Genomic DNA, 18,484 nt, shown 5'->3' with positions numbered 1-18,484 from the left:
GGCTCTCCAGAACGGCGACCGCCGAACATTGCGGCAGGGGATTGTGCATGACCGCCACCGATTCGCTCCCGTCCGGCCCGGCCGGGACAGAAGCCGACGCGCTCGGCCTCGAGGCCTTCGCCGCGATTGACCGGATGCGCGAGGCGCTCGGTGCGCAGCTCAGCGGCGGGCTCTCGCCCACGGCCCTGGCACTGGCTTTCTTCGACTGGTCGGCCCATCTCGCCGCAGCGCCCGGCAAACGCTCCGAACTCGCCTGGAAGGCGGCCCGCAAGACCGGCCGGCTGATGAGCCATCTCGCCGCCTGCGGCCTCGGCGCCGGCGCGCCGGCCTGCATCGACCCCCTGCCGGGCGACGACCGCTTCCGCAGCGAGGCCTGGAGCCAGTATCCCTATAATGTCTGGTCGCAGTCCTTTCTCCTGACCCAGCAATGGTGGCACAACGCCACCCATGAGGTTCCGGGCGTGACGCCCCATCACGAGGATGTCGTCGCCTTCGCCGCCCGGCAGCTGCTCGACATGGTCTCGCCCGCGAATTCACCGTTCACCAATCCGGAGGTGGTGGCGAAGACGGTGGAGGCCGGCGGGGCCAATCTCGTCAGCGGCTTCAGGAACTGGATCGAGGACGCCGCGCGGCAGGCGGCCGGCGAGCCCCCGCTCGGGGCGGAGGATTTCGTCGTCGGCCGCGACGTCGCGGCGACGCAGGGCAAGGTCGTGCTGCGCAACCATCTGATCGAGCTGATCCAGTACGCCCCGACGACGGAGACGGTGCAGGCCGAGCCGATCCTGATCGTTCCGGCCTGGATCATGAAGTATTACATCCTCGACCTCTCCCCGCAGAACTCGCTGATCCGCTATCTCGTCGCCCAGGGACACACCGTCTTCTGCGTCTCCTGGCGCAACCCGACGGCGGCCGACCGCGATCTCGGCCTCGACGACTACCGCCAGCTCGGCGTGATCGCGGCGCTCGACGCCATCGCCGCGATCCTGCCGGACAGGAAGATCCATGCCGCCGGCTATTGCCTCGGCGGCACGCTGCTTGCGATCGCGGCGGCTGCCATGGCACGGGCCGGCGACGCCCGTCTCGCCTCGCTGACCCTGCTCGCCGCACAGACCGACTTCACCGAGCCCGGCGAACTCGCCCTGTTCATCGATCACAGCCAGGTGCGCCTGCTCGAAAGCATGATGTGGAACCGGGGCTACCTCGCCTCCGACCAGATGGCCGGCGCCTTTCAGCTCCTGCGCTCGAACGACCTGATCTGGTCGCGGCTCGTGCACGACTATCTGATGGGCGAGCGCACGCCGATGATCGATCTGATGGCGTGGAACGCCGATTCCACCCGCATGCCCTACCGGATGCACGCCGAATATCTGCGCCGGCTCTATCTCGGCAACGAACTCGCCGCCGGCCGCATCCTGGTCGATGGCCGCCCCGTCGTACTGCAGAACCTGCGCATGCCGCTCTTCGTCGTCGGCACCGAGCGCGACCATGTCGCGCCCTGGCGTTCCGTCTACAAGGTCCACGGCCTGACCGACACGGAGGTCACCTTCGTGCTGGCGAGCGGCGGCCACAATGCCGGCATCGTCAGCGAGCCCGGCCATCCCCACCGGCGCTTCCGCATCGCCACGCTCGGCCATGACGACACCAGCATCAGCCCGGACGAATGGGTCGAGCGCAGCGAGGCGCGCGAAGGATCATGGTGGGAGAGCTGGGTCGGCTGGCTCGCCGTCCGCTCCAGCGGGCAGGTGCCGCCCCCCGCCATGGGTTACGCCGAGAGCGGCCCCGCCCCGCTCGCCGACGCCCCCGGAACCTATGTCCTGCAACGCTGAGAGGCCGAATGGACCAGATCATCCTCAAGAACCGCACCTTCGACGAACTCGCCATCGGTGACACCGCCTCGCTGGTCAGGCTCGTCGGGCGCGACGACATCGACCTGTTCGCGGCCGTCTCGGGCGATCTCAACCCGGCGCATCTCGACGCCTCCTTCGCCGCGGGCGACCGCTTCGGCCATGTCGTCGTCCATGGCATGTGGACCGGCGCGCTGGTGTCGGCCGTGCTCGGCACCAGGCTGCCCGGCCCGGGCACGATCTATCTCGGCCAGGAGCTGCGTTTCTGCAGGCCCGTCGCGCCGGGTGACACCATCACCGCCACCGCCAGGGTCCGCGAGAAGCGTGCCGAGAAGCGGATCGTCGTGCTCGATACCCGCTGCACCAATCAGGACGGCGAGGAGGTGCTGACCGGCACCGCCACGGTGATCGCGCCGCAGACCAGCATCGCCTGGCCGAGCCCGCATCTGCCCGATGTCGCGCTGCGGCGCCACGACCGCTACGACAGCTTCGTCCGCGATGCCCGGGCGCTGCCCTCGCTGCGCGTCGCGGTGGTGCATCCCTGTTCGCCCGAAGCGATCATCGCTGCCATCGAGATTCGCGACGAAGGGCTGCTCGAGCCGCTGCTGATCGGGCCGGAGGCCAAGATCCGGGCGGCGGCGGCCACGGCCCGGGTCTCGCTCGACGGGATGCCGATCGAATCGGTCGAGCACAGCCATGCCGCCGCCGCCCGGGCCGTCGAACTCGCCATGTGCGGCAAGGTCGCGATCCTGATGAAGGGCAGCCTGCACACCGACGAACTGCTTGGCGCGGTCGTCGCGGCGGGCTCGGGCCTGCGGACCGAGCGTCGCATCAGCCATGTCTACGCGATGAGCGTGCCGGCCTATCCCAAGCCGCTGATCGTCACCGACGCCGCGATCAACATCCTGCCGACGCTCGAACAGAAGCGCGACATCTGCCAGAACGCAATCGACCTGCTGCACACGCTCGGCATCGCCGAACCGCTCGTCGCCGTGCTCGCCGCCGTCGAGACCGTGAATGCGCGGATGCCGGCGACCCTCGACGCCGCTGCGCTGACGGTGATGGCGGCACGCGGCCAGATCACCGGCGCCCGCGTCGATGGCCCGCTCGCCTTCGACAATGCGATCAGCCCCGAGGCCGCGCGCACCAAGGGCATCGTCTCGCCTGTCGCCGGTCAGGCTGACATCCTGCTCGTGCCCGATCTCGAGGCCGGCAACATGCTCGCCAAGCAGTTGATCTATTTCGCCGGGGCCGACGCCGCCGGGCTCGTCCTCGGCGCGCGCGTGCCGATCGTCCTGACCAGCCGCTCGGATTCGCTCAAGACCCGCATCGCCTCGGCGGCTCTCGCCAAGCTCGTGGCCGCGCGCCGCGGCGCGCCCGGCGCCTCCCCGCAAGGCATGTCCGCATGAGCGGCCGGATGCTGCTGACCTTCAATGCCGGCTCCTCGACGGTGAAGATCGGGCTGTTCGAGCTGGCTTCGGACAGTCCGCGCCGCATCGGCAAGGGCATGATCGACTTCCGCCGCGAGCCGCTGCGCTTCGAGCTGAGCGAGGGGCCGGACCGGTTTGACGTCGCGCTCGAAGCGAAGGCCGGCGACGAACTCGACGCTGTGCTGAGCGAGGCCTTCCGCCGCCTGTCCTGGCATTTCGACCTCGGGCTGGTCGCGGGCGTCGGCCATCGCATCGTCCATGGCGGCGACCGTTTCGCCGGTCCGGTGCTGCTGGACGACGACGCCGTCGCGGCGATCGAGGCGCTGATGCCGCTGGCGCCGCTGCACCAGCCGCAGGGGCTGCGGCTGATCAGGGCGATCCGTCGCCTGCGCCCCGGCCTGCCGCAGACGGCGTCCTTCGACACCGCCTTCCACCGCGGCCATGCCGATGTCGTGCGCCGCTTCGCGATTCCGCGGGCGCTGCATGACGACGGCATCAAGCGCTACGGCTTTCATGGCCTTTCGTACAAGTTCATCGCAGCCGAGCTGGCGCGCCGGGAGCCCGGGCTTGCCGAGGGGAAGGTCGTGGTCGCCCATCTCGGCAGCGGCGCCAGCCTCTGCGCGCTCGAGGCCGGTGTCAGCCGCGACACCAGCATGGGCTTCTCGGCGCTCGATGGCATCCCGATGGCGACACGCTGCGGCGCGATCGATCCGGGCGTCCTGCTGCATCTGATCGGCACGCAAGGAAAAAGCGCCGCCGATGTCGAGGATCTGCTTTACCGCCGCTCGGGGTTGCTCGGCGTCTCGGGGATCAGCGCCGACAGCCGCGAATTGCTGGACAGCGACGCACCGGAGGCGCGGCAGGCGCTCGACCTCTTCGCCTTCCGGATCGCCGGCGAGGTCGCCAGGCTCGCGACCACGCTCGGCGGGCTCGACGCCGTCGTCTTCACCGCCGGCATCGGCGAGAACCAGCCGCGCATCCGCGCAGCCGTCGCCGGGCGCCTCGGCTGGCTAGGGCTCGCACTCGACGAGGCGGCGAATGCCGCCAATGCCGCGACGATCACCGCCGCGTCCAGCCGCATCGGGGCCTTCGTGATCGCGACCGACGAGGAGCAGGTCATCGCCGACGAGGCGTTCGCCGCACTCGCCGGCGCCGCCTGACGCAGGCTCAGGCGAGGCGGCCGAGCGCCGCGCGCAGCAGCGAGACGATTTCGTCGATCTGCGCGGGCTCGCAGATCAGCGGTGGCGACAGCGCGATGATGTCGCCGGTGACGCGGATCAGAAGACCCTTCTCGAAGCAGTCGACGAAGGCCTCATAGGCACGCGCGCCGACCGCACCGGGGCGCGAGGCCAGCTCGACGCCGGCGACGAGACCGATGGTGCGGATGTCGATGACATGCGGCGCGCCCTTCAGCGAATGCAGCGCCTCCTCCCAGAGCGGGGCGAGCGAGGCCGCGCGGGTCAGAAGACCCTCATCGGCATAGATGTCGAGTGTCGCGATGCCGGCCGCGCAGGCGACCGGATGGCCCGAATAGGTATAGCCGTGGAACAGCTCGATGGTGGCGTCCGGGCCGGCCATCAATCCGTCATGCACCTTGCGGCTGGCGAAGACGGCGCCCATCGGGATCGCGCCGTTGGTGATGCCCTTCGCCGTCGTCATCAGATCCGGCATGACGCCGAAATATTCGCTCGCGAACGGCGTCCCCAACCGCCCGAAGCCGGTGATCACCTCGTCGAAGATCAGCAGGATGCCGTGGCGGGTCGCGATCTCGCGCAGGCGCTGGAGATAGCCCTTCGGCGGCACGAGCACGCCGGTCGAGCCGGCCATCGGTTCGACGATGACGGCCGCGATGGTCTCGGCGCCATGCAGCGCCACGATCCGCTCGAGATCGTCGGCGAGCTCGGCGCCGTGCTCGGGCTGGCCCTTGCTGTAGGCGTTGCGTTCGAGGTCATGGGTATGGCGCAGATGGTCGGCGCCCGGCAGCAGCGGGAAGACACGGCGGTTGTTGACCAGCCCGCCGACCGTGATGCCGCCGAAGCCGACGCCGTGATAACCGCGCTCGCGGCCGATCAGCCGGGTCCGCGTGCCCTGCCCGATGGCGCGCTGATAGGCGACCGCGATCTTGAGCGCCGTGTCGACCGATTCCGAGCCCGAGCCGGTGAAGAAGATCCGGTCGAGCCTGGCGTCGCCCTCGCCCGGCGCAATCGCCGCAAGCCGCTCGGCGAAGTCGAAAGCGATCGGATGGCCCATCTGGAAGGACGGCGCATAGTCCAGCGTCGAGAGCTGGCGCTCGACCGCCTGCGTGATCTGCTGGCGGCCATGCCCGGCATTGACGCACCAGAGCCCGGCCGTGCCGTCGATCACCTTGCGGCCATCCTCCGTGGCGTAATGCATGCCCTGCGCCGAGGCGAGCAGGCGCGGCGCCGCCTTGAACTGCCGGTTGGCGGTGAACGGCATCCAGTAGCTCTCGAGCGAGCGGGCGTTCTGAAGCGCTTTCGGCGGCGTGGCGACGGTCATGATGATCTCCTCTGCGAGCACGGAGCACCGTTTTGCGGAAACCAACAAGTCTGTTTCAATGAACACACAAAGCCTTGTTTTATATGGAGGCTACTGGGCAATGTTGCGGATATCGAACAAGGAGAACGCCTCGCCATGAGCGGCACCGATATCGGCGCGCGCCTGCGCTATCTGCGCACGCGCCACGGGCTCTCGCAGCGGGCGCTGGCCAAGCGCGCCGGCGTGACCAATTCGACGGTCTCGCTGATCGAGTCGAACGGCGTGAATCCGTCGGTCGGCGCCCTCAAGCGCATCCTCGACGGCATCCCGATCGGCCTGTCCGAGTTCTTCGCGCTGGAACCCGATCGCCCGCGCCAGGCCTTCTACCGGGCAGACGAACTGGTCGAGATCGGCAAGGGCGGCATTTCCTATCGCCAGGTCGGCGAGACCCTGTTCGGCCGGGCGCTGCAGATCCTGAAGGAATGCTACGAGCCGGGCACCGATACCGGGCGCGTCAGCCTGACCCATGAGGGCGAGGAGGGCGGCATCGTGCTCAGCGGCCGGCTCGAGGTCACGGTCGACGACGAGCGTCGGATCCTGGGGCCGGGCGACGCCTATTATTTCGAGAGCCACCGTCCGCACCGCTTCCGCTGCGTCGGCCCGCAACCCTGCGAGGTCGTCAGCGCCTGCACCCCGCCCTCGTTCTGAAAAGCCTGCTGAAAAAGCGGGCCCTCGTCCCGTAAAGCCGCAGGCAGCCGTCTCGAAGGATGTGCGCCGCCGCAGCTTGATGACATGGCCGGCCGAGCCCATCTAAAAGCTGTAGCGACTGGAGCTTCAGGAGCGGACGCAATGCCATCCACCCAAAAGATCGAACATGTCATGCCGATCGGCGCACTCGCCGAGCGCACCGGCGTCAAGGTCGAAACGATTCGCTATTACGAGCAGGTCGGCCTGCTGCCGCAGCCGGAGCGCTCCGAAGGCAACCAGCGCCGCTATGGCCCGCGCCATGTCGAGCGGCTCGCCTTCATCAAGCATGCCCGCGATCTCGGCTTCGCCGTCGACGCGATCCGCACGCTGCTCAAGCTTTCGGACAATCCGGCCATGGCCTGCGACGAGGCCCATGCCATCTCCGTCGCCCATCTCGACGAGGTCCGCCACAAGATCGCCCGGCTGCGTTCGCTCGAAAAGGAGCTGGAACGCATCGCCGCGACCTGCTCCGGCGGCGTCGCGGCCTGCGACTGCGCCATCATCGAGGCGCTGGCGGACCATGGCCAGTGCAGCCACGCCGCGCATTGACGCGACTCCCGGTGGCGGGCTGAACAGGCTGCGACCGGGCCAGCGCCTGTGGAGAAGCGCGCCTGCATCGCGCTCATGCGTCGCGTGGCGATTGCGGCACCGGGCGGGCAGGCGCTAGCCTTCCGCGAAACGATGCGGGAGCCACCATGTCCAGCGACTTCGCCACTCCGCCCGGTCTGCGCCATCGCCAGATCGCAGTGCGCGACACGACGCTGCATGTCGCCGAGGTCGGTTCCGGGACGCCGGTCCTGCTTTTGCATGGCTGGCCCGAATTCTGGGCGGCCTGGCTGCCGCTGATGAACCGGCTGCATCCGGATTTCCGCCTGATCGCGCCTGATCTGCGCGGCTTCGGCGACAGCGCGAAATCGGCTGCGCCGCGCAGCGATGTCGGCGCCAACAGCCATGCCGACGACATGGCCTCGCTGATCGCGGCGCTCGGCTTCGAATCGGTCGGCGTCGTCGGCCACGATGTCGGCGCCTATGCCGCCCAGGCCTTGGCGCGCCGCCATCCGCAGCTCGTCGACCGGCTGCTGTTCTTCAACTGCCCGACCCAGAGCATTGCCGAACGCTGGGTCCATGAGGGCCATGTCAACGAGATCTGGTACCAGTCCTTCCAGCAATTGCCCCTGGCCGAATCGCTCATCGGCCTCAGCCGCCAGTCCTGCGCGCTGTATTTCTCGCATTTCCTCTCGCATTGGTGCCATCGCAAGGAGGCCTTCGATCCGGCGCTCGACCTCTGGATCGACAATTTCATGAAGCCGGGCAATCTGCGCGGCGGCTTCGACTGGTATCGCAGCCAGAACGCGGCACGGCTCGCCGCGATCGACGGCCATCCGACGCCGTCCGTGCGCATCCATCAGCCGACGCGGGTGCATTGGGGCCGCCACGACCCGGTGCTGAAATCGGAATGGGCGGCCTTCGTGCCGGAGCATTTCGACAAGGCCGAGGTCAGTTTCTGCGAGAGCGCCGGCCACTTCGTCCATGTCGAGGCGCCCGACGAGGCAGCGGATATTTTCGCCGAGTTCTTCGGCTGATCGGAACGGTCCCGGCCAGTCGCAAGGCGGGCACCCTCGTTTCCCGGCCGGAAGCACTTAGATAGTCTCTCGCGCAGGGCGCGGCAGACGGCCGCTGATCCCCTGGGCACCAAAGGACGGGCGATGCCGGTGTTCCGATTCCAGCAGGCGTGGCGCAACGGCGCGATGCCGCGACCTTCCAGTGAGAACGAAACCCGATTCCGCCGGAGTCAGCGATTCGGGCCTGCTTCGTTCGGGACTCGTTCCGCATTCTAGTTTCACCGTTGCGCCTCGCGCCGTCATGCGACGCCCCGCGGCGTCGCCGCCGGGCGAAGGCCGACACGTCACGATCGGCAGCGCTTTGATCCCTCACCGCTCCTTGCCCCCTTCGGTCCGCGCCAACGGCGTCACCGCGGTGCTGGGCCCGACCAACACCGGCAAGACCCATCTCGCGATCGAGCGGATGGTCGCCCACCCCACAGGCATGATCGGCCTGCCGCTGCGCCTGCTGGCACGCGAGGTCTATGCCCGCGTCGTCGAGAAGGCGGGCGTCGATGCGGTCGCGCTCGTCACCGGCGAGGAAAAGATCAAGCCGGCGCGGCCGCGCTTCTGGGTCTGCACGGTCGAGGCGATGCCGCGCGATCTCGCGGTCGACTTCGTCGCCATCGACGAGATCCAGCTCGCCGCCGATCTCGATCGCGGCCATGTCTTCACCGACAGGCTGCTGAATCGCCGAGGCCGGGCCGAGACCATGCTGATCGGCGCCGGCACGATGAAGCCGGTCATCGAGCAGCTCATTCCCGGCGTCAACGTCGTGAGCCGCCCGCGCCTCTCGCAATTGCTGTTCTCGGGCGACCGCAAGATCACGCGCCTGGCGCCGCGCTCGGCCATCGTCGCCTTCTCGGTCGAGGAGGTCTACGCCATCGCCGAACTGATCCGCCGGCAGAAGGGCGGCGCCGCGGTGGTGCTGGGAGCACTCTCGCCGCGCACCCGCAACGCGCAGGTCGAGCTCTACCAGTCCGGCGATGTCGACTATCTCGTCGCCACCGACGCCATCGGCATGGGGCTCAACCTCGATGTCGACCACATCGCCTTCGCCGCCGACAAGAAGTATGACGGGCACCACTTCCGCAAGCTCAACCCGGCCGAGTTCGGCCAGATCGCCGGGCGCGCCGGGCGGCATCTACGCGACGGCACCTTCGGTACGTCGGGCCGCTGCCCGCCCTTCGAGGCCGATCTCGTCGAGGCAATCGAGAATCACCGTTTCGAGCCGATCAGGCAGTTGCAGTGGCGCAATACCGATCTCGATTTCCGCTCGGTCGCACAGCTCCTCGACAGCCTGAACCTGCAGCCGACCGAGCTCGGCCTGACGCGCGCGCTGATCGCCGAGGACATGACCACGCTGGAGATTCTGGCGAAGGACCCCGAGGTCAAGGCGCTGGCGCAGGGCCGCCCGGCCGTGGAGCGGCTCTGGGAGGTCTGCGGCCTGCCCGATTATCGCAAGATCGCGCCGCAGCAGCATGCCGACCTCGCGACCACGCTCTACCTGCGGCTGATGCGCCATGGCAGGCTCGATGTCGACTGGTATCGGACCCAGCTTTCGGCGCTCGATCGCACCGATGGCGAGATCGATACCCTCTCCGCGCGCATCGCTCAGGTCCGCACCTGGACCTTCGTGGCGAACCGCCCGGACTGGTTGCCTGATCCAGAGCATTGGCAGGGGGTTGCGCGTCTTGTAGAGGACAAGCTCTCCGACGCTCTGCACGAGCGTCTTGCCAGCCGATTTGTCGACCGGCGCACCAGTGTACTGCTGCGCCGTTTGCGGGAGAATGCGATGTTGGAGGCTGAGGTCACCACGACGGGCGACGTGCTCGTCGAGGGCCAGCACGTCGGGATGCTGCAGGGATTCCGCTTCACGGCGGACCCGAAAGCCGGCGGGCCGGAGGCGAAAGCCTTGAATATGGCTGCGATGAAGGCGCTCGGCGCCGAGATCGAGGCGCGCGCCGCGCGTGTCGTTCTCGCCGGCGACGATGCCTTCGTGCTGTCGCATGACGGCCTGCTGCGCTGGATCGGCGAGCCGGTCGCCCGCATCGTCGCCGGCGAGAAGGTAATCGAGCCGCGCCTGCGCCTGCTGGTCGAGGAGCATCTGGCCGGCCATGCGCGCGAGCAGGTCGAGGCACGGCTCCAGCTCTGGCTGAAGAATCACGTCACCCGCCTGCTCGGCGCGCTGCAATTGCTGGAGGACGCGACCACCCTCACCGGCATCGCGCGCGGCATCGCCTATCAGGCCGCCGAATCGCTCGGCGTGCTGGAGCGTGCCAAGGTCGGCGAGGAGATGAAGGCGCTCGATCAGGAAGGCCGCGCCGCTTTGCGCCAGCTCGGCATCCGCTTCGGAGCGTTCCATCTCTATGTGCCGGCGCTGCTCAAGCCCGCGCCGCGCGCGCTCGCAGCCCAGCTCTGGGCGCTGAAGCATGGCGGCCCCGAGCTCTCGGGCCTCGACGACATCGCCCATCTCGCCGCATCGGGCCGGACCTCCTTCCCGGTCGACAAGGCAGTTCCCAAGGGGCTCTACCGCGCCGCCGGCTACCGTGTCTGCGGCGAGCGGGCCGTGCGCGTCGACATCCTCGAGCGTCTTGCCGACCTGATCCGCCCGGCCATTGCCTATCGCCCCGGCCTGACCCAGGGGCTGCCGCCGACCGGAGCCGCCGATCAGGATGGCTTCGTCGTGACCGGCGCGATGACCTCCCTCGTCGGCTGCGCCGGCGAGGATTTCGCCTCGATCCTGCGTTCGCTCGGCTATGTCTCGGCCAAGCGCCCCGGCCCGGCCATCACCGTGCCGCTGGCTGCGCCGCCCGCCAAGCCTGTCGTGGCGGAGGCGGTCAAAGCTGAGGATGCTCCCGCCGAAGAGGCGAGCGCAGGACCGGCGGCCGACGCCGCCACCCCGGACGCGGCTCCCCTGGGCGAGGCCCTGCCGCAAGAGGCTCAGGAGGCCGTCGCGGCGGCCGAGACCTCCGGACAGCGTGACGAAGCCGCCGGCGACGATGCGGTCTTCGCCGAGGCGCCCGCGCCTGAAACGCCCGACGCGCCAGTCCTGACAGAGGACGAGCCGGAGCCAACGCGCGAGCCGGTTCCGGCCGACATGATGTCGTCCCTCTCTCCCGCGCTGCCCGAACCGGCGGCGGACGCACCGGCTGAAGCGGCCGGCGAAGTGCCCGCCACTCCGGCCGAGCCAGAGTTGATCGACGTCTGGCGCCCGCACCGCCATCAGGGCGGCAGGCGGCCCGAGCAGGCCCATCGCGGCCAGCGCGAGGGTGCAGGTGCCCCCGGCGAACGGCAACCCGGCAGTCGCCGTGGCGAGCGGCCCCAGCGCGGCCCCCGCCCCGGCGGACCGCGCCGCGACGGCGAGCCCCAGCCGGCAGTCGCCGTGGCGGCCGAAGGCGGTGCAGCCGCCGCGCCGCGCCCCGAGCGCGAGCCGCGGCGTGACGACCGGCCCCGGTCCGGCCAGCGCGGCCCACGCCCCGAGGGTCACGGCCAAGGTCAGGGCCGCCCCGAGCAGGGTCGCGGGCCTCGGCCCGATTTCAAGCGCGACGGACGCCCGGGCGGCAGCGGCCCGCGCCGCGACGACCGTGGCGGGGAGCGCTTCCAGCAGCCGCAGCGTCCGCGCCCGGCCGAACGGGAGCCGGATCCGGATTCACCCTTCGCCAAGCTCGCGGCCCTGAAGGCGCAGCTCGAAGGCCGCAAGAGCTGAGGGCATTTCGGTGCCCGGCGCGCACTGAGACGGCAGGCCGGATATGCGGGACGATCGTCAGCGCCTCGACAAATGGCTCTGGTTTGCGCGCTTCGCCAAAACGCGCCCCGCCGCGGTGCGGCTGGTGGAGGACGGGCATATCCGGATCGAAGGCCGCCGGGCCGCAAACCCGGCGCATGGCCTGAAGATCGGCGACGTCCTCACGCTCGCGCTGCCGCATGCGACCGTCGTGGTGCGTGTCGTCGTGCTCGGGGCGCGCCGCGAGTCCTACGAACAGGCAAGGCTGCTCTATGAGCGGCTCGACGAAAGCGGGCGCGGCGATGCGTCGCTTGCGGAGCATGACGACGACAGCTAAAACGGCCGATCGTTTGTATACATATGAATTCGCCGGCCGGCGCCGCGGGACTTCATTCTCCCGAACAGGCGAAGAAGAGAAGCTCCTGCTGCCGGGTAGGGCCAGATCGGCCTTGAAACCGGAGCCCGCGAAGGCTTTATGGGGCCGGCTGGCAGACTGGAAGGACCTGCGACATGACCTATGTGGTCACCGAGAATTGCATCAAGTGCAAGTATATGGATTGCGTCGAGGTTTGCCCGGTCGATTGCTTCTATGAAGGCGAGAACATGCTCGTCATCCATCCCGATGAGTGCATCGATTGCGGCGTCTGCGAGCCGGAATGCCCGGCCGAGGCGATCAAGCCCGACACCGAGCCGGGACTGGAAAGCTGGCTGCAGCTCAATTCCAAATATGCCGCGAGCTGGCCCAATATCAGCCAGAAGAAGGACGCTCCGCCCGACGCCAAGGCCTTCGACGGCGTGCCCGGAAAGCTCGAGGCGCATTTCTCGCCGGAGCCCGGCGAAGGCGACTGAAAACCGGCGGTCAATCAAGCCCGCGAGGGCGCGGCGGGGTTAACCATTCCCGCGCTGCCGTGGCCAGGCTTGCCCGGAGCTTGCGTTTACCTTTGATTCGGCGTGTTTTTTATGCTACATAATAGCCTCAGTCGCATTCGTTCCGCATGCCCCTGCGAGGTTTCCACAAACGGGGCGCCCCCTAGAAAAGGATGACGAGAGCCGCCGGCACCTTTGCCGGAGCAATCGATGTCTTTGCCTGGGCGGCACAGAAAGAGACGACCGGCTGAGGGAGCGTGAGGCGGCGGGTGCGAGCCCGTCCGTGTCAGGCGGAGTGTTTCCGGTCATCCGGCCGGAGATTGAGAATCGCGTGCCCGCGTCCAGCGGTCCGGTCAGGAGTCTTATCGGCATGTCCACGGTGAAGAAAGCTGTCGTGCGCCAGGGTTTCAAGACGGGCGAATTCGTCGTCTATCCGTCTCATGGCGTCGGCCAGATCACGGCGATCGAGGAACAGGAAGTCGCCGGGTTCAAGCTTGAGCTCTTCGTGGTCAGCTTCGCCAAGGACAAGATGACGCTGCGCGTTCCCACCGCCAAGGCCGCCAGCGTCGGCCTGCGCAAGCTCGCCGATGCCGAGAGCGTTACCAAGGCCCTGACCACGCTGACCGGCCGCGCCCGCGTCAAGCGCACCATGTGGTCGCGCCGCGCCCAGGAATACGAGGCAAAGATCAATTCGGGCGATCTCGTCGCCATCGCCGAGGTCGTGCGCGATCTCTATCGTTCCGAGGCCCAGCCCGAGCAGTCCTATTCCGAGCGCCAGCTCTATGAGGCCGCGGTCGACCGCATGACCCGCGAGATCGCGGTCGTCGACGACATCACCGAGACCGAGGCCCTGAAGAAGATCGAGGGCCAGCTCGCCAAGTCGCCGCGCCGCCCGGGCAAGGGCGAGGTGGTGGAAGCCGCCGAGGGCGAGGTCGAGGGCGACAACGACGACATCCAGGAAGAGGCGGCCTGATCCAGGCACCGCGCTTCGCACGAAAAAAGGACCCGGCGGGCAACCGCCGGGTCCTTTCGCTTTCCGGGCGCGCATCGGCCCGAAAACGGAAATGCGGTTTTCGGAGAAGGCCGATGCCATATCTAAAAAGCGACAGCGTCGGCCGGCGGCCTGGAGCCGGAAGCGCCCGCTACGCCGCTCCCGTCTCCGCCGCGAGGAAGGCGACGGAGCGCTCCCAGGCCTGCTTGGCCGCGGCGGCATTGTAGCGTTCCGCGCTGGTGTCGTTCAGGAAGGCGTGGTCTACATCCGGATAGACGATGGCCTCATAGCGGATGCCGGCCGCCTTCAGCGCCGCCTCGTAATCCGGCAGCCCCTGCACCAGACGCGTATCGCGCGCCGCATGCTGGATCAGCAACCGCGCCTTGATCTGCGGCACCCTGGCGAGATCGGGCGAACGGCCGTAGAAGACGACGCCCGCCGCGAGTTCAGGCGCCGCCACCGCGAGATCGTTGACCACGCCGCCACCCCAGCAGAAGCCGATCGCCCCGGTTTTCCCCGTCGCATCCGGGCGTGAGGCCAGGAGCTTCAGCGCCGCCCTGCCCTGACGCACGACATCATCTGCCGGCAGGCGCGGAAACAGCGCCCGCGCCTCGTCCGGGTCGCTGGGCGTGCCGCCGAGCGGCGCCAGGAAATCGAGCCCCAGGGCGGTGAAGCCGGCAAGCGCCATACGCCGCGTCACATCCTCGATATGCGGGTTGAGGCCGCGGTTTTCATGAATGACCAGCACGCCGCCGCGCCGGCCTGCCGCCCTGGGCGCGACCAGATAGCCTTTCAGCGCGACACCATCGACCGTGACGTCCAGCCGCTCGGCCTTGACCCGGGCATCGTCCGGCGCGATCTGCTGGGCCTGGGCATAGTTCGGCTCGAGCAGCGCAAGTGCGGCTTCGGCTGCCGCGGTGGAGCCGGCGAGCAGCATCAGGCGGTTGAAGAAGACGCGGCGGTCGAGCGGCTTATGCGTGTATTCGTCGTAGAGTTCGACGATCCGGCGATCGAGCGCCATGGGGACCTCCTGGCATTGCGGACGGAAGAGACCGTCTCTCGCCCGGACAGGCGCGAGGCAGGCATCCTAGCCTCTCGCACCCACGCGAAAACCGCGCCGACGCCGCTATCGCGGCTTCGTGAAGATCGCCGGAAAACCAGCCGCGCGCGCTATTCCGCGACGATCTTGTAGCGCTGGCCGGGCACGAGCGCCCCGCCGCGCTCGATCCCGTTCAGCACCATGAAGAGGTCCTGCGCGCGCTCCTGCTCCGGCATCCGCGCTGCCATCGCCGCAGGCGTGTCGCCGGCGGCGGCCGCCACCGCCCTGATCTGCATCGGGCGGACCGATTGCACCTCTTCGGCGCTCAGCACGCGAAAGCTGGCGAGCAGCGCCCGCATCGGCCGCTCCGGATCGCCGCTGCCGCGTGCCGCCAGGATAAAGCGGTAGACCCGGTTGCCGACCTGGACGGCGGCGAGGCGGAAGGTCCAGTCCGTGCCCTTGCCCACCGCGATCACGGCCGGCTGGCCCGCGATGTCGAGCGTCTCGACCGCCGTCGTCACGACGCCGTCGATCCACCCGGCCGCGACATAGGATTGCAGTGTCTGGTCGGGCTTCAGCGTCACGGAATCGAACCGCAGCGCCTGGGCGCCGCTGGCGCTGACGCCGATCACCATGTCGCGCGCCGCCTCCAGCGCAAAGCCCTCCGGCGCGGTGAAGCCGATGCGCAGTGCGCTGTTCAGGTAGCGCACCCCGCGCACGACGCCGTCGCGCGGATCGTCGCCATAGGCGATGCCGTCGATCGCGGAAAGCCAGCGTCCGGCGTCGCGCTCGCCGATTCCGGGCGCCCCGATCTGCCGGGCAGCCGCAGTCACGGCGGCAATGCGCTCGGGCGTCTGCGGATGGCTCGACAGGATGTCGAGACGCTTGTCGTCCGCGCTCCGGTTCTGGCCGCTGTTACGGAAGGCGGTGTTGCGCCCCAGCGCCGCAAGGAAGCGCCCGGCGCCATAGGGATCGTAGCCGGCGCGCGAGATGTTTCGCACGCTGATCTGGTCGGCCGTGAGTTCCTGCTGCCGCGAGAATTTGGCAAGCGACAGCTTCGAGCCGGCCTGCACCGCCGCGCCTTGCGCCGGGTCCTTCAGCACCTGCGCCACGACCTGGCTGACCAGTGCCGATTCCAGCTCGCGCTCGGCCCGCTCGACCGCGTGCTGCGCCGTGACATGCGCGATCTCATGGGCCAGCACCGAGGCGATCTCGGCGGTGTCGTTCGCCAGAGCCAGCAGGCCGCGCGTGACGTAGAGCCGGCCGTTGGGTAGCGCGAAGGCATTGACTGCCGGCGAATTCAGGATGGTGATCTCGTAGGCGCCGATCTGGCCTTCGCCCGCTTTCGCCAGACGCTGCACCACCTCGTCCAGCACGGCACGCGCCTTCGGCGCCCGATATTCGCCGCCGAAGGCCGAGAGCAGGCGCTGGTGCTCGCTGTCCGAGGCGCGCTGGACCGTGCTGACGCGCGGCGCGAACTCGCCATCGGCCGGACGCTGCGGCGGCAAAAGCACGCTCTGGTCGCCCGAGCAGGCGACGAGCAGCAGGGCCGGAAGCGCGAACGCGGCCAGCCGTTTGGGACAAAGCAGAAATCCGTGTCGCCAGAACGCCAGCATTCCGTCAGTCGACCAGTTCCAGGGCGAGCTTCGAGGTCACGTCGAGCAGCAGCCCATCCCGGCCGGAGAGGACGCCACGCGCCCGCAAGCGTTTACCGCCGACCCCGCTCGCGGTCCAGCCGGTATCCTGCATCTCGCGCCACAGCCTCTTCGACAGCACGATCGACGCGGCCTCCCCGCGCCGGCGCGAAAAATTCAGATAGGTCCGTTGCGCGCGCTCGCCGACCGAGGCGATCCGCCCCTCCAGCAACACGAGACGCCCTTCATGCGCCCTGAGCGCGGCGACATCATGACCGTCGATGGCGAAATCGGTTGTCGCACCCGCTGCGACGGGCATCGTCGGAGCCGCGGCCCGGCCCGATCGCGCCTTCGCCCGAGCGCTTTGAGCTTGAACCCCGCATCGCGCCGTGCCGGCGTCCGGCAGGGGCGAGGCCGCGCCCTCGCGCAGCAATGCGGCGGCAACGTCCCGGGGTATGGCCTCGCCGTCCTCCGCCGGCGCGTAGAGCCGTGCCGGCAGCCGGCCCCAGCGATCGCTTGCACCGAGCAGCACGAGCCTGAGATCCCGGTCGCGCCACGGACCGATCCCGGCGGCGAAACGCGCGGCCTCGGCATCGTCCTGGCGCGGCGCCAGCCCGACGAGACGAAGCCGCCTTCCATCCGCCAGGACCGGATCGCCGGCCTCATCCAGCCCCACGAGGCGCACCGTCGGACTGTCCGGCGCGAGTTCGGAACAGGCATCGCTGGCCCGGACCGGCCCGGCGAGCGGCGGCAGGGCAAGAACAGCGGCCACGAGGAAAACGACAAGAAGAGGCTTCACCGGCATGGCGATTATGCTACACGGTTTGGCGCGCGTCCCGGTAGCTCAGCAGGATAGAGCAACGGTTTCCTAAACCGTAGGTCAGGGGTTCGAATCCCTTCCGGGACGCCATATTTTTCAATTCAGTGATTGCGGAACAGCTCGCCACACCGGCTCGGGCGACAATTTTGCTGGAACGCACGGTTCCAGAGCCGATTCCGCCGACCGGCTCGGTATCGTACGGCCTTGGCGGGTAATGCGCGTGTGATGGAGACAGCGAACCAGTCCAACGCCTGGGCCTGTTCCATCGATCAGAGCAAGAACTCACAACCCACCGACAACAATTGTGGAGATTTCCCGAGTTACTTTACAGTTACATCATAGCTCAATCTGGAGCAGCCCTTTCCACCAAGATTCGTGCCGCAAACGTAAATCACAAAATTATCTTTCCCGATAAAATTCGGCTTTGGTTTGTAAAAGAACGAGAATTGTCCAATCTGCGCCAAGCTTCCATTTTTCGGCGAACTCATTATCTCCGATTTTTCGAGAACCGACTGACCTAGCCTGTGATTATAGCCATTTCTATCGAGAGCATAACTATAACGGCATCCATCACGATCCATCGTCGAGTAAGCAGTCAATCGATTATTTTGGCTGAAATCTAAAGGGCCTTCCATTTGATTCTGGCAGGCCGCCTGCGCCGATCCAGCGTGTGCGCCAGCCAAAAATACAATAGCTCCCAGAATCGACAGATGCGCCATCGTGACGACTTCTACCAGGTTGCGCCGCGTCATTCTCGCTCCAAACGAAAACAACCGTCAATGACGATAACCGGCCAGACCGAACCAACCCGGTCTTGTCAGAGTCTTGGAGCCTTGAAGGAACGCGCCGCCGCGCCGCAGGGCGCCCAGACGATGGGTTCGACATACCGCCCACGATCGCGATCGGTATCGACGCCTTCGCCTGGCAACCCGATCCGCGACGTCGCGATCGCACCTCCCCGGACATAAGGAAGCGCCCGCCTCAGAGATCGAGCGCCGGCCCTTCATCGGACTCCCGCCGCCCGGATTCGCGCCAGGCACCGGCAAGCGTCAGGCTGGCGCTGTAGATCACCTTGCCGAATTCATCGCGGACGCAAACCGCGAATTCGCGCTTGTCGCCATCGGGCAGGACCTCCCTCACCATGTCCGGCAAGGCATCGAGCGCGAGATAGCGGGCGGCGGCATCGCCCGCCAGCTCGACGCCCTCGGCGTCGATATGGGAGAAATTCCCGTCGGAGCTGTCGATGAAATAGCGGGGCATCTCGCAGCAATCTCCGGCGATGCGATCG

Annotated in this window: 16 protein-coding genes and 1 tRNA gene; 11 read left to right on the top strand and 6 right to left on the bottom strand. The window is 68.1% G+C overall.

Translation table 11 applies throughout. From position 1 onward, the window contains the following. Nucleotides 1-47 precede the first annotated feature (47 nt). From C8D03_RS10720 to C8D03_RS10710, 3 genes are read left to right on the top strand one after another with little or no spacing between them, the layout of a single operon-like run. A complete protein-coding gene (locus C8D03_RS10720; RefSeq protein ID WP_108046244.1) occupies nucleotides 48-1,826 on the top strand; it encodes a PHA/PHB synthase family protein in 1,779 nt (592 codons plus the stop codon). An 8-nt stretch (nucleotides 1,827-1,834) separates the two neighbouring features. Next, on the top strand, nucleotides 1,835-3,253 hold the full coding sequence (locus C8D03_RS10715; protein WP_108046243.1) for a bifunctional enoyl-CoA hydratase/phosphate acetyltransferase: 1,419 nt from the start codon (nucleotides 1,835-1,837) through the stop codon (nucleotides 3,251-3,253). Continuing rightward, entirely contained in the window at nucleotides 3,250-4,434 is a 1,185-nt protein-coding gene (locus C8D03_RS10710; RefSeq protein WP_108046242.1) for an acetate/propionate family kinase, read from the top strand. Before C8D03_RS10715 ends, C8D03_RS10710 begins: the two co-directional genes overlap by 4 nt. A 7-nt stretch (nucleotides 4,435-4,441) precedes the next feature. Here C8D03_RS10710 and aptA read toward each other — a convergent pair whose 3' ends face one another. Then, the gene (gene aptA, locus C8D03_RS10705) at nucleotides 4,442-5,791 is read right to left on the bottom strand and encodes an omega-aminotransferase AptA (protein ID WP_108051496.1); all 1,350 of its coding nucleotides are present in this window, start codon (nucleotides 5,789-5,791) and stop codon (nucleotides 4,442-4,444) included. A gap of 135 nt (nucleotides 5,792-5,926) precedes the next feature. On the opposite strand from aptA, the gene C8D03_RS10700 reads away from it, so the two are divergent. The 7 genes from C8D03_RS10700 (at nucleotide 5,927) to C8D03_RS10670 (ending at nucleotide 13,685) form a co-directional block, all read left to right on the top strand. Further along, the gene (locus tag C8D03_RS10700) at nucleotides 5,927-6,478 is read left to right on the top strand and encodes a cupin domain-containing protein (protein WP_108046241.1); all 552 of its coding nucleotides are present in this window, start codon (nucleotides 5,927-5,929) and stop codon (nucleotides 6,476-6,478) included. 141 nt (nucleotides 6,479-6,619) lie between these two features. Next, a complete protein-coding gene (locus C8D03_RS10695; protein ID WP_108046240.1) occupies nucleotides 6,620-7,066 on the top strand; it encodes a MerR family transcriptional regulator in 447 nt (148 codons plus the stop codon). 146 nt (nucleotides 7,067-7,212) lie between these two features. Continuing rightward, complete coding sequence (locus C8D03_RS10690) at nucleotides 7,213-8,100, top strand: alpha/beta fold hydrolase (RefSeq protein ID WP_108046239.1); 888 nt, start codon at nucleotides 7,213-7,215, stop codon at nucleotides 8,098-8,100. A 343-nt stretch (nucleotides 8,101-8,443) separates the two neighbouring features. Next, nucleotides 8,444-11,827 (top strand): helicase-related protein, encoded by a 3,384-nt coding sequence (locus C8D03_RS10685; protein WP_248308674.1) that lies wholly within the window; start codon nucleotides 8,444-8,446, stop codon nucleotides 11,825-11,827. Between the two features lie 43 nt (nucleotides 11,828-11,870). After that, on the top strand, nucleotides 11,871-12,182 hold the full coding sequence (locus C8D03_RS10680; protein WP_108046237.1) for an RNA-binding S4 domain-containing protein: 312 nt from the start codon (nucleotides 11,871-11,873) through the stop codon (nucleotides 12,180-12,182). Between the two features lie 173 nt (nucleotides 12,183-12,355). Beyond that, nucleotides 12,356-12,694, top strand: coding sequence for a ferredoxin FdxA (gene fdxA / locus C8D03_RS10675; RefSeq protein ID WP_108046236.1), 339 nt, complete (start codon nucleotides 12,356-12,358; stop codon nucleotides 12,692-12,694). A 238-nt stretch (nucleotides 12,695-12,932) separates the two neighbouring features. After that, complete coding sequence (locus C8D03_RS10670) at nucleotides 12,933-13,685, top strand: CarD family transcriptional regulator (protein ID WP_465246467.1); 753 nt, start codon at nucleotides 12,933-12,935, stop codon at nucleotides 13,683-13,685. 169 nt (nucleotides 13,686-13,854) lie between these two features. Here the strand turns inward: C8D03_RS10670 and C8D03_RS10665 are convergent, their stop codons facing one another. From C8D03_RS10665 to C8D03_RS10655, 3 genes are all read right to left on the bottom strand, one after another. Then, on the bottom strand, nucleotides 13,855-14,724 hold the full coding sequence (locus C8D03_RS10665) for a dienelactone hydrolase family protein (RefSeq protein ID WP_108046234.1): 870 nt from the start codon (nucleotides 14,722-14,724) through the stop codon (nucleotides 13,855-13,857). 149 nt (nucleotides 14,725-14,873) lie between these two features. Further along, nucleotides 14,874-16,358, bottom strand: a complete 1,485-nt coding sequence (locus tag C8D03_RS10660) for a M48 family metalloprotease (protein WP_108046233.1) — start codon at nucleotides 16,356-16,358, stop codon at nucleotides 14,874-14,876. 4 nt (nucleotides 16,359-16,362) lie between these two features. After that, nucleotides 16,363-17,181 carry a hypothetical protein gene (locus C8D03_RS10655; protein WP_108046232.1) on the bottom strand — a complete coding sequence of 273 codons (819 nt, stop codon included), beginning with the start codon at nucleotides 17,179-17,181 and terminating at the stop codon, nucleotides 16,363-16,365. Between the two features lie 28 nt (nucleotides 17,182-17,209). Here C8D03_RS10655 and C8D03_RS10650 point away from each other — a divergent pair. Then, nucleotides 17,210-17,286: transfer RNA gene (locus tag C8D03_RS10650), tRNA-Arg, on the top strand. A 230-nt stretch (nucleotides 17,287-17,516) separates the two neighbouring features. On the opposite strand, the gene C8D03_RS26110 is transcribed toward C8D03_RS10650, so the two are convergent. Together C8D03_RS26110 and C8D03_RS10645 are read right to left on the bottom strand one after the other, a co-directional pair. Beyond that, nucleotides 17,517-17,948, bottom strand: coding sequence for a hypothetical protein (locus tag C8D03_RS26110; RefSeq protein WP_146170146.1), 432 nt, complete (start codon nucleotides 17,946-17,948; stop codon nucleotides 17,517-17,519). Between the two features lie 229 nt (nucleotides 17,949-18,177). After that, nucleotides 18,178-18,456 carry a DUF6894 family protein gene (locus C8D03_RS10645; RefSeq protein ID WP_108046231.1) on the bottom strand — a complete coding sequence of 93 codons (279 nt, stop codon included), beginning with the start codon at nucleotides 18,454-18,456 and terminating at the stop codon, nucleotides 18,178-18,180. Between the last annotated feature and the right edge of the window lie 28 nt (nucleotides 18,457-18,484).

This window comes from Bosea sp. 124 (assembly GCF_003046175.1).
GTDB lineage: Bacteria > Pseudomonadota > Alphaproteobacteria > Rhizobiales > Beijerinckiaceae > Allobosea.
Note: the sequence above shows the minus strand (reverse complement) of the source record. Positions and strands in the feature narration are given on the sequence as shown.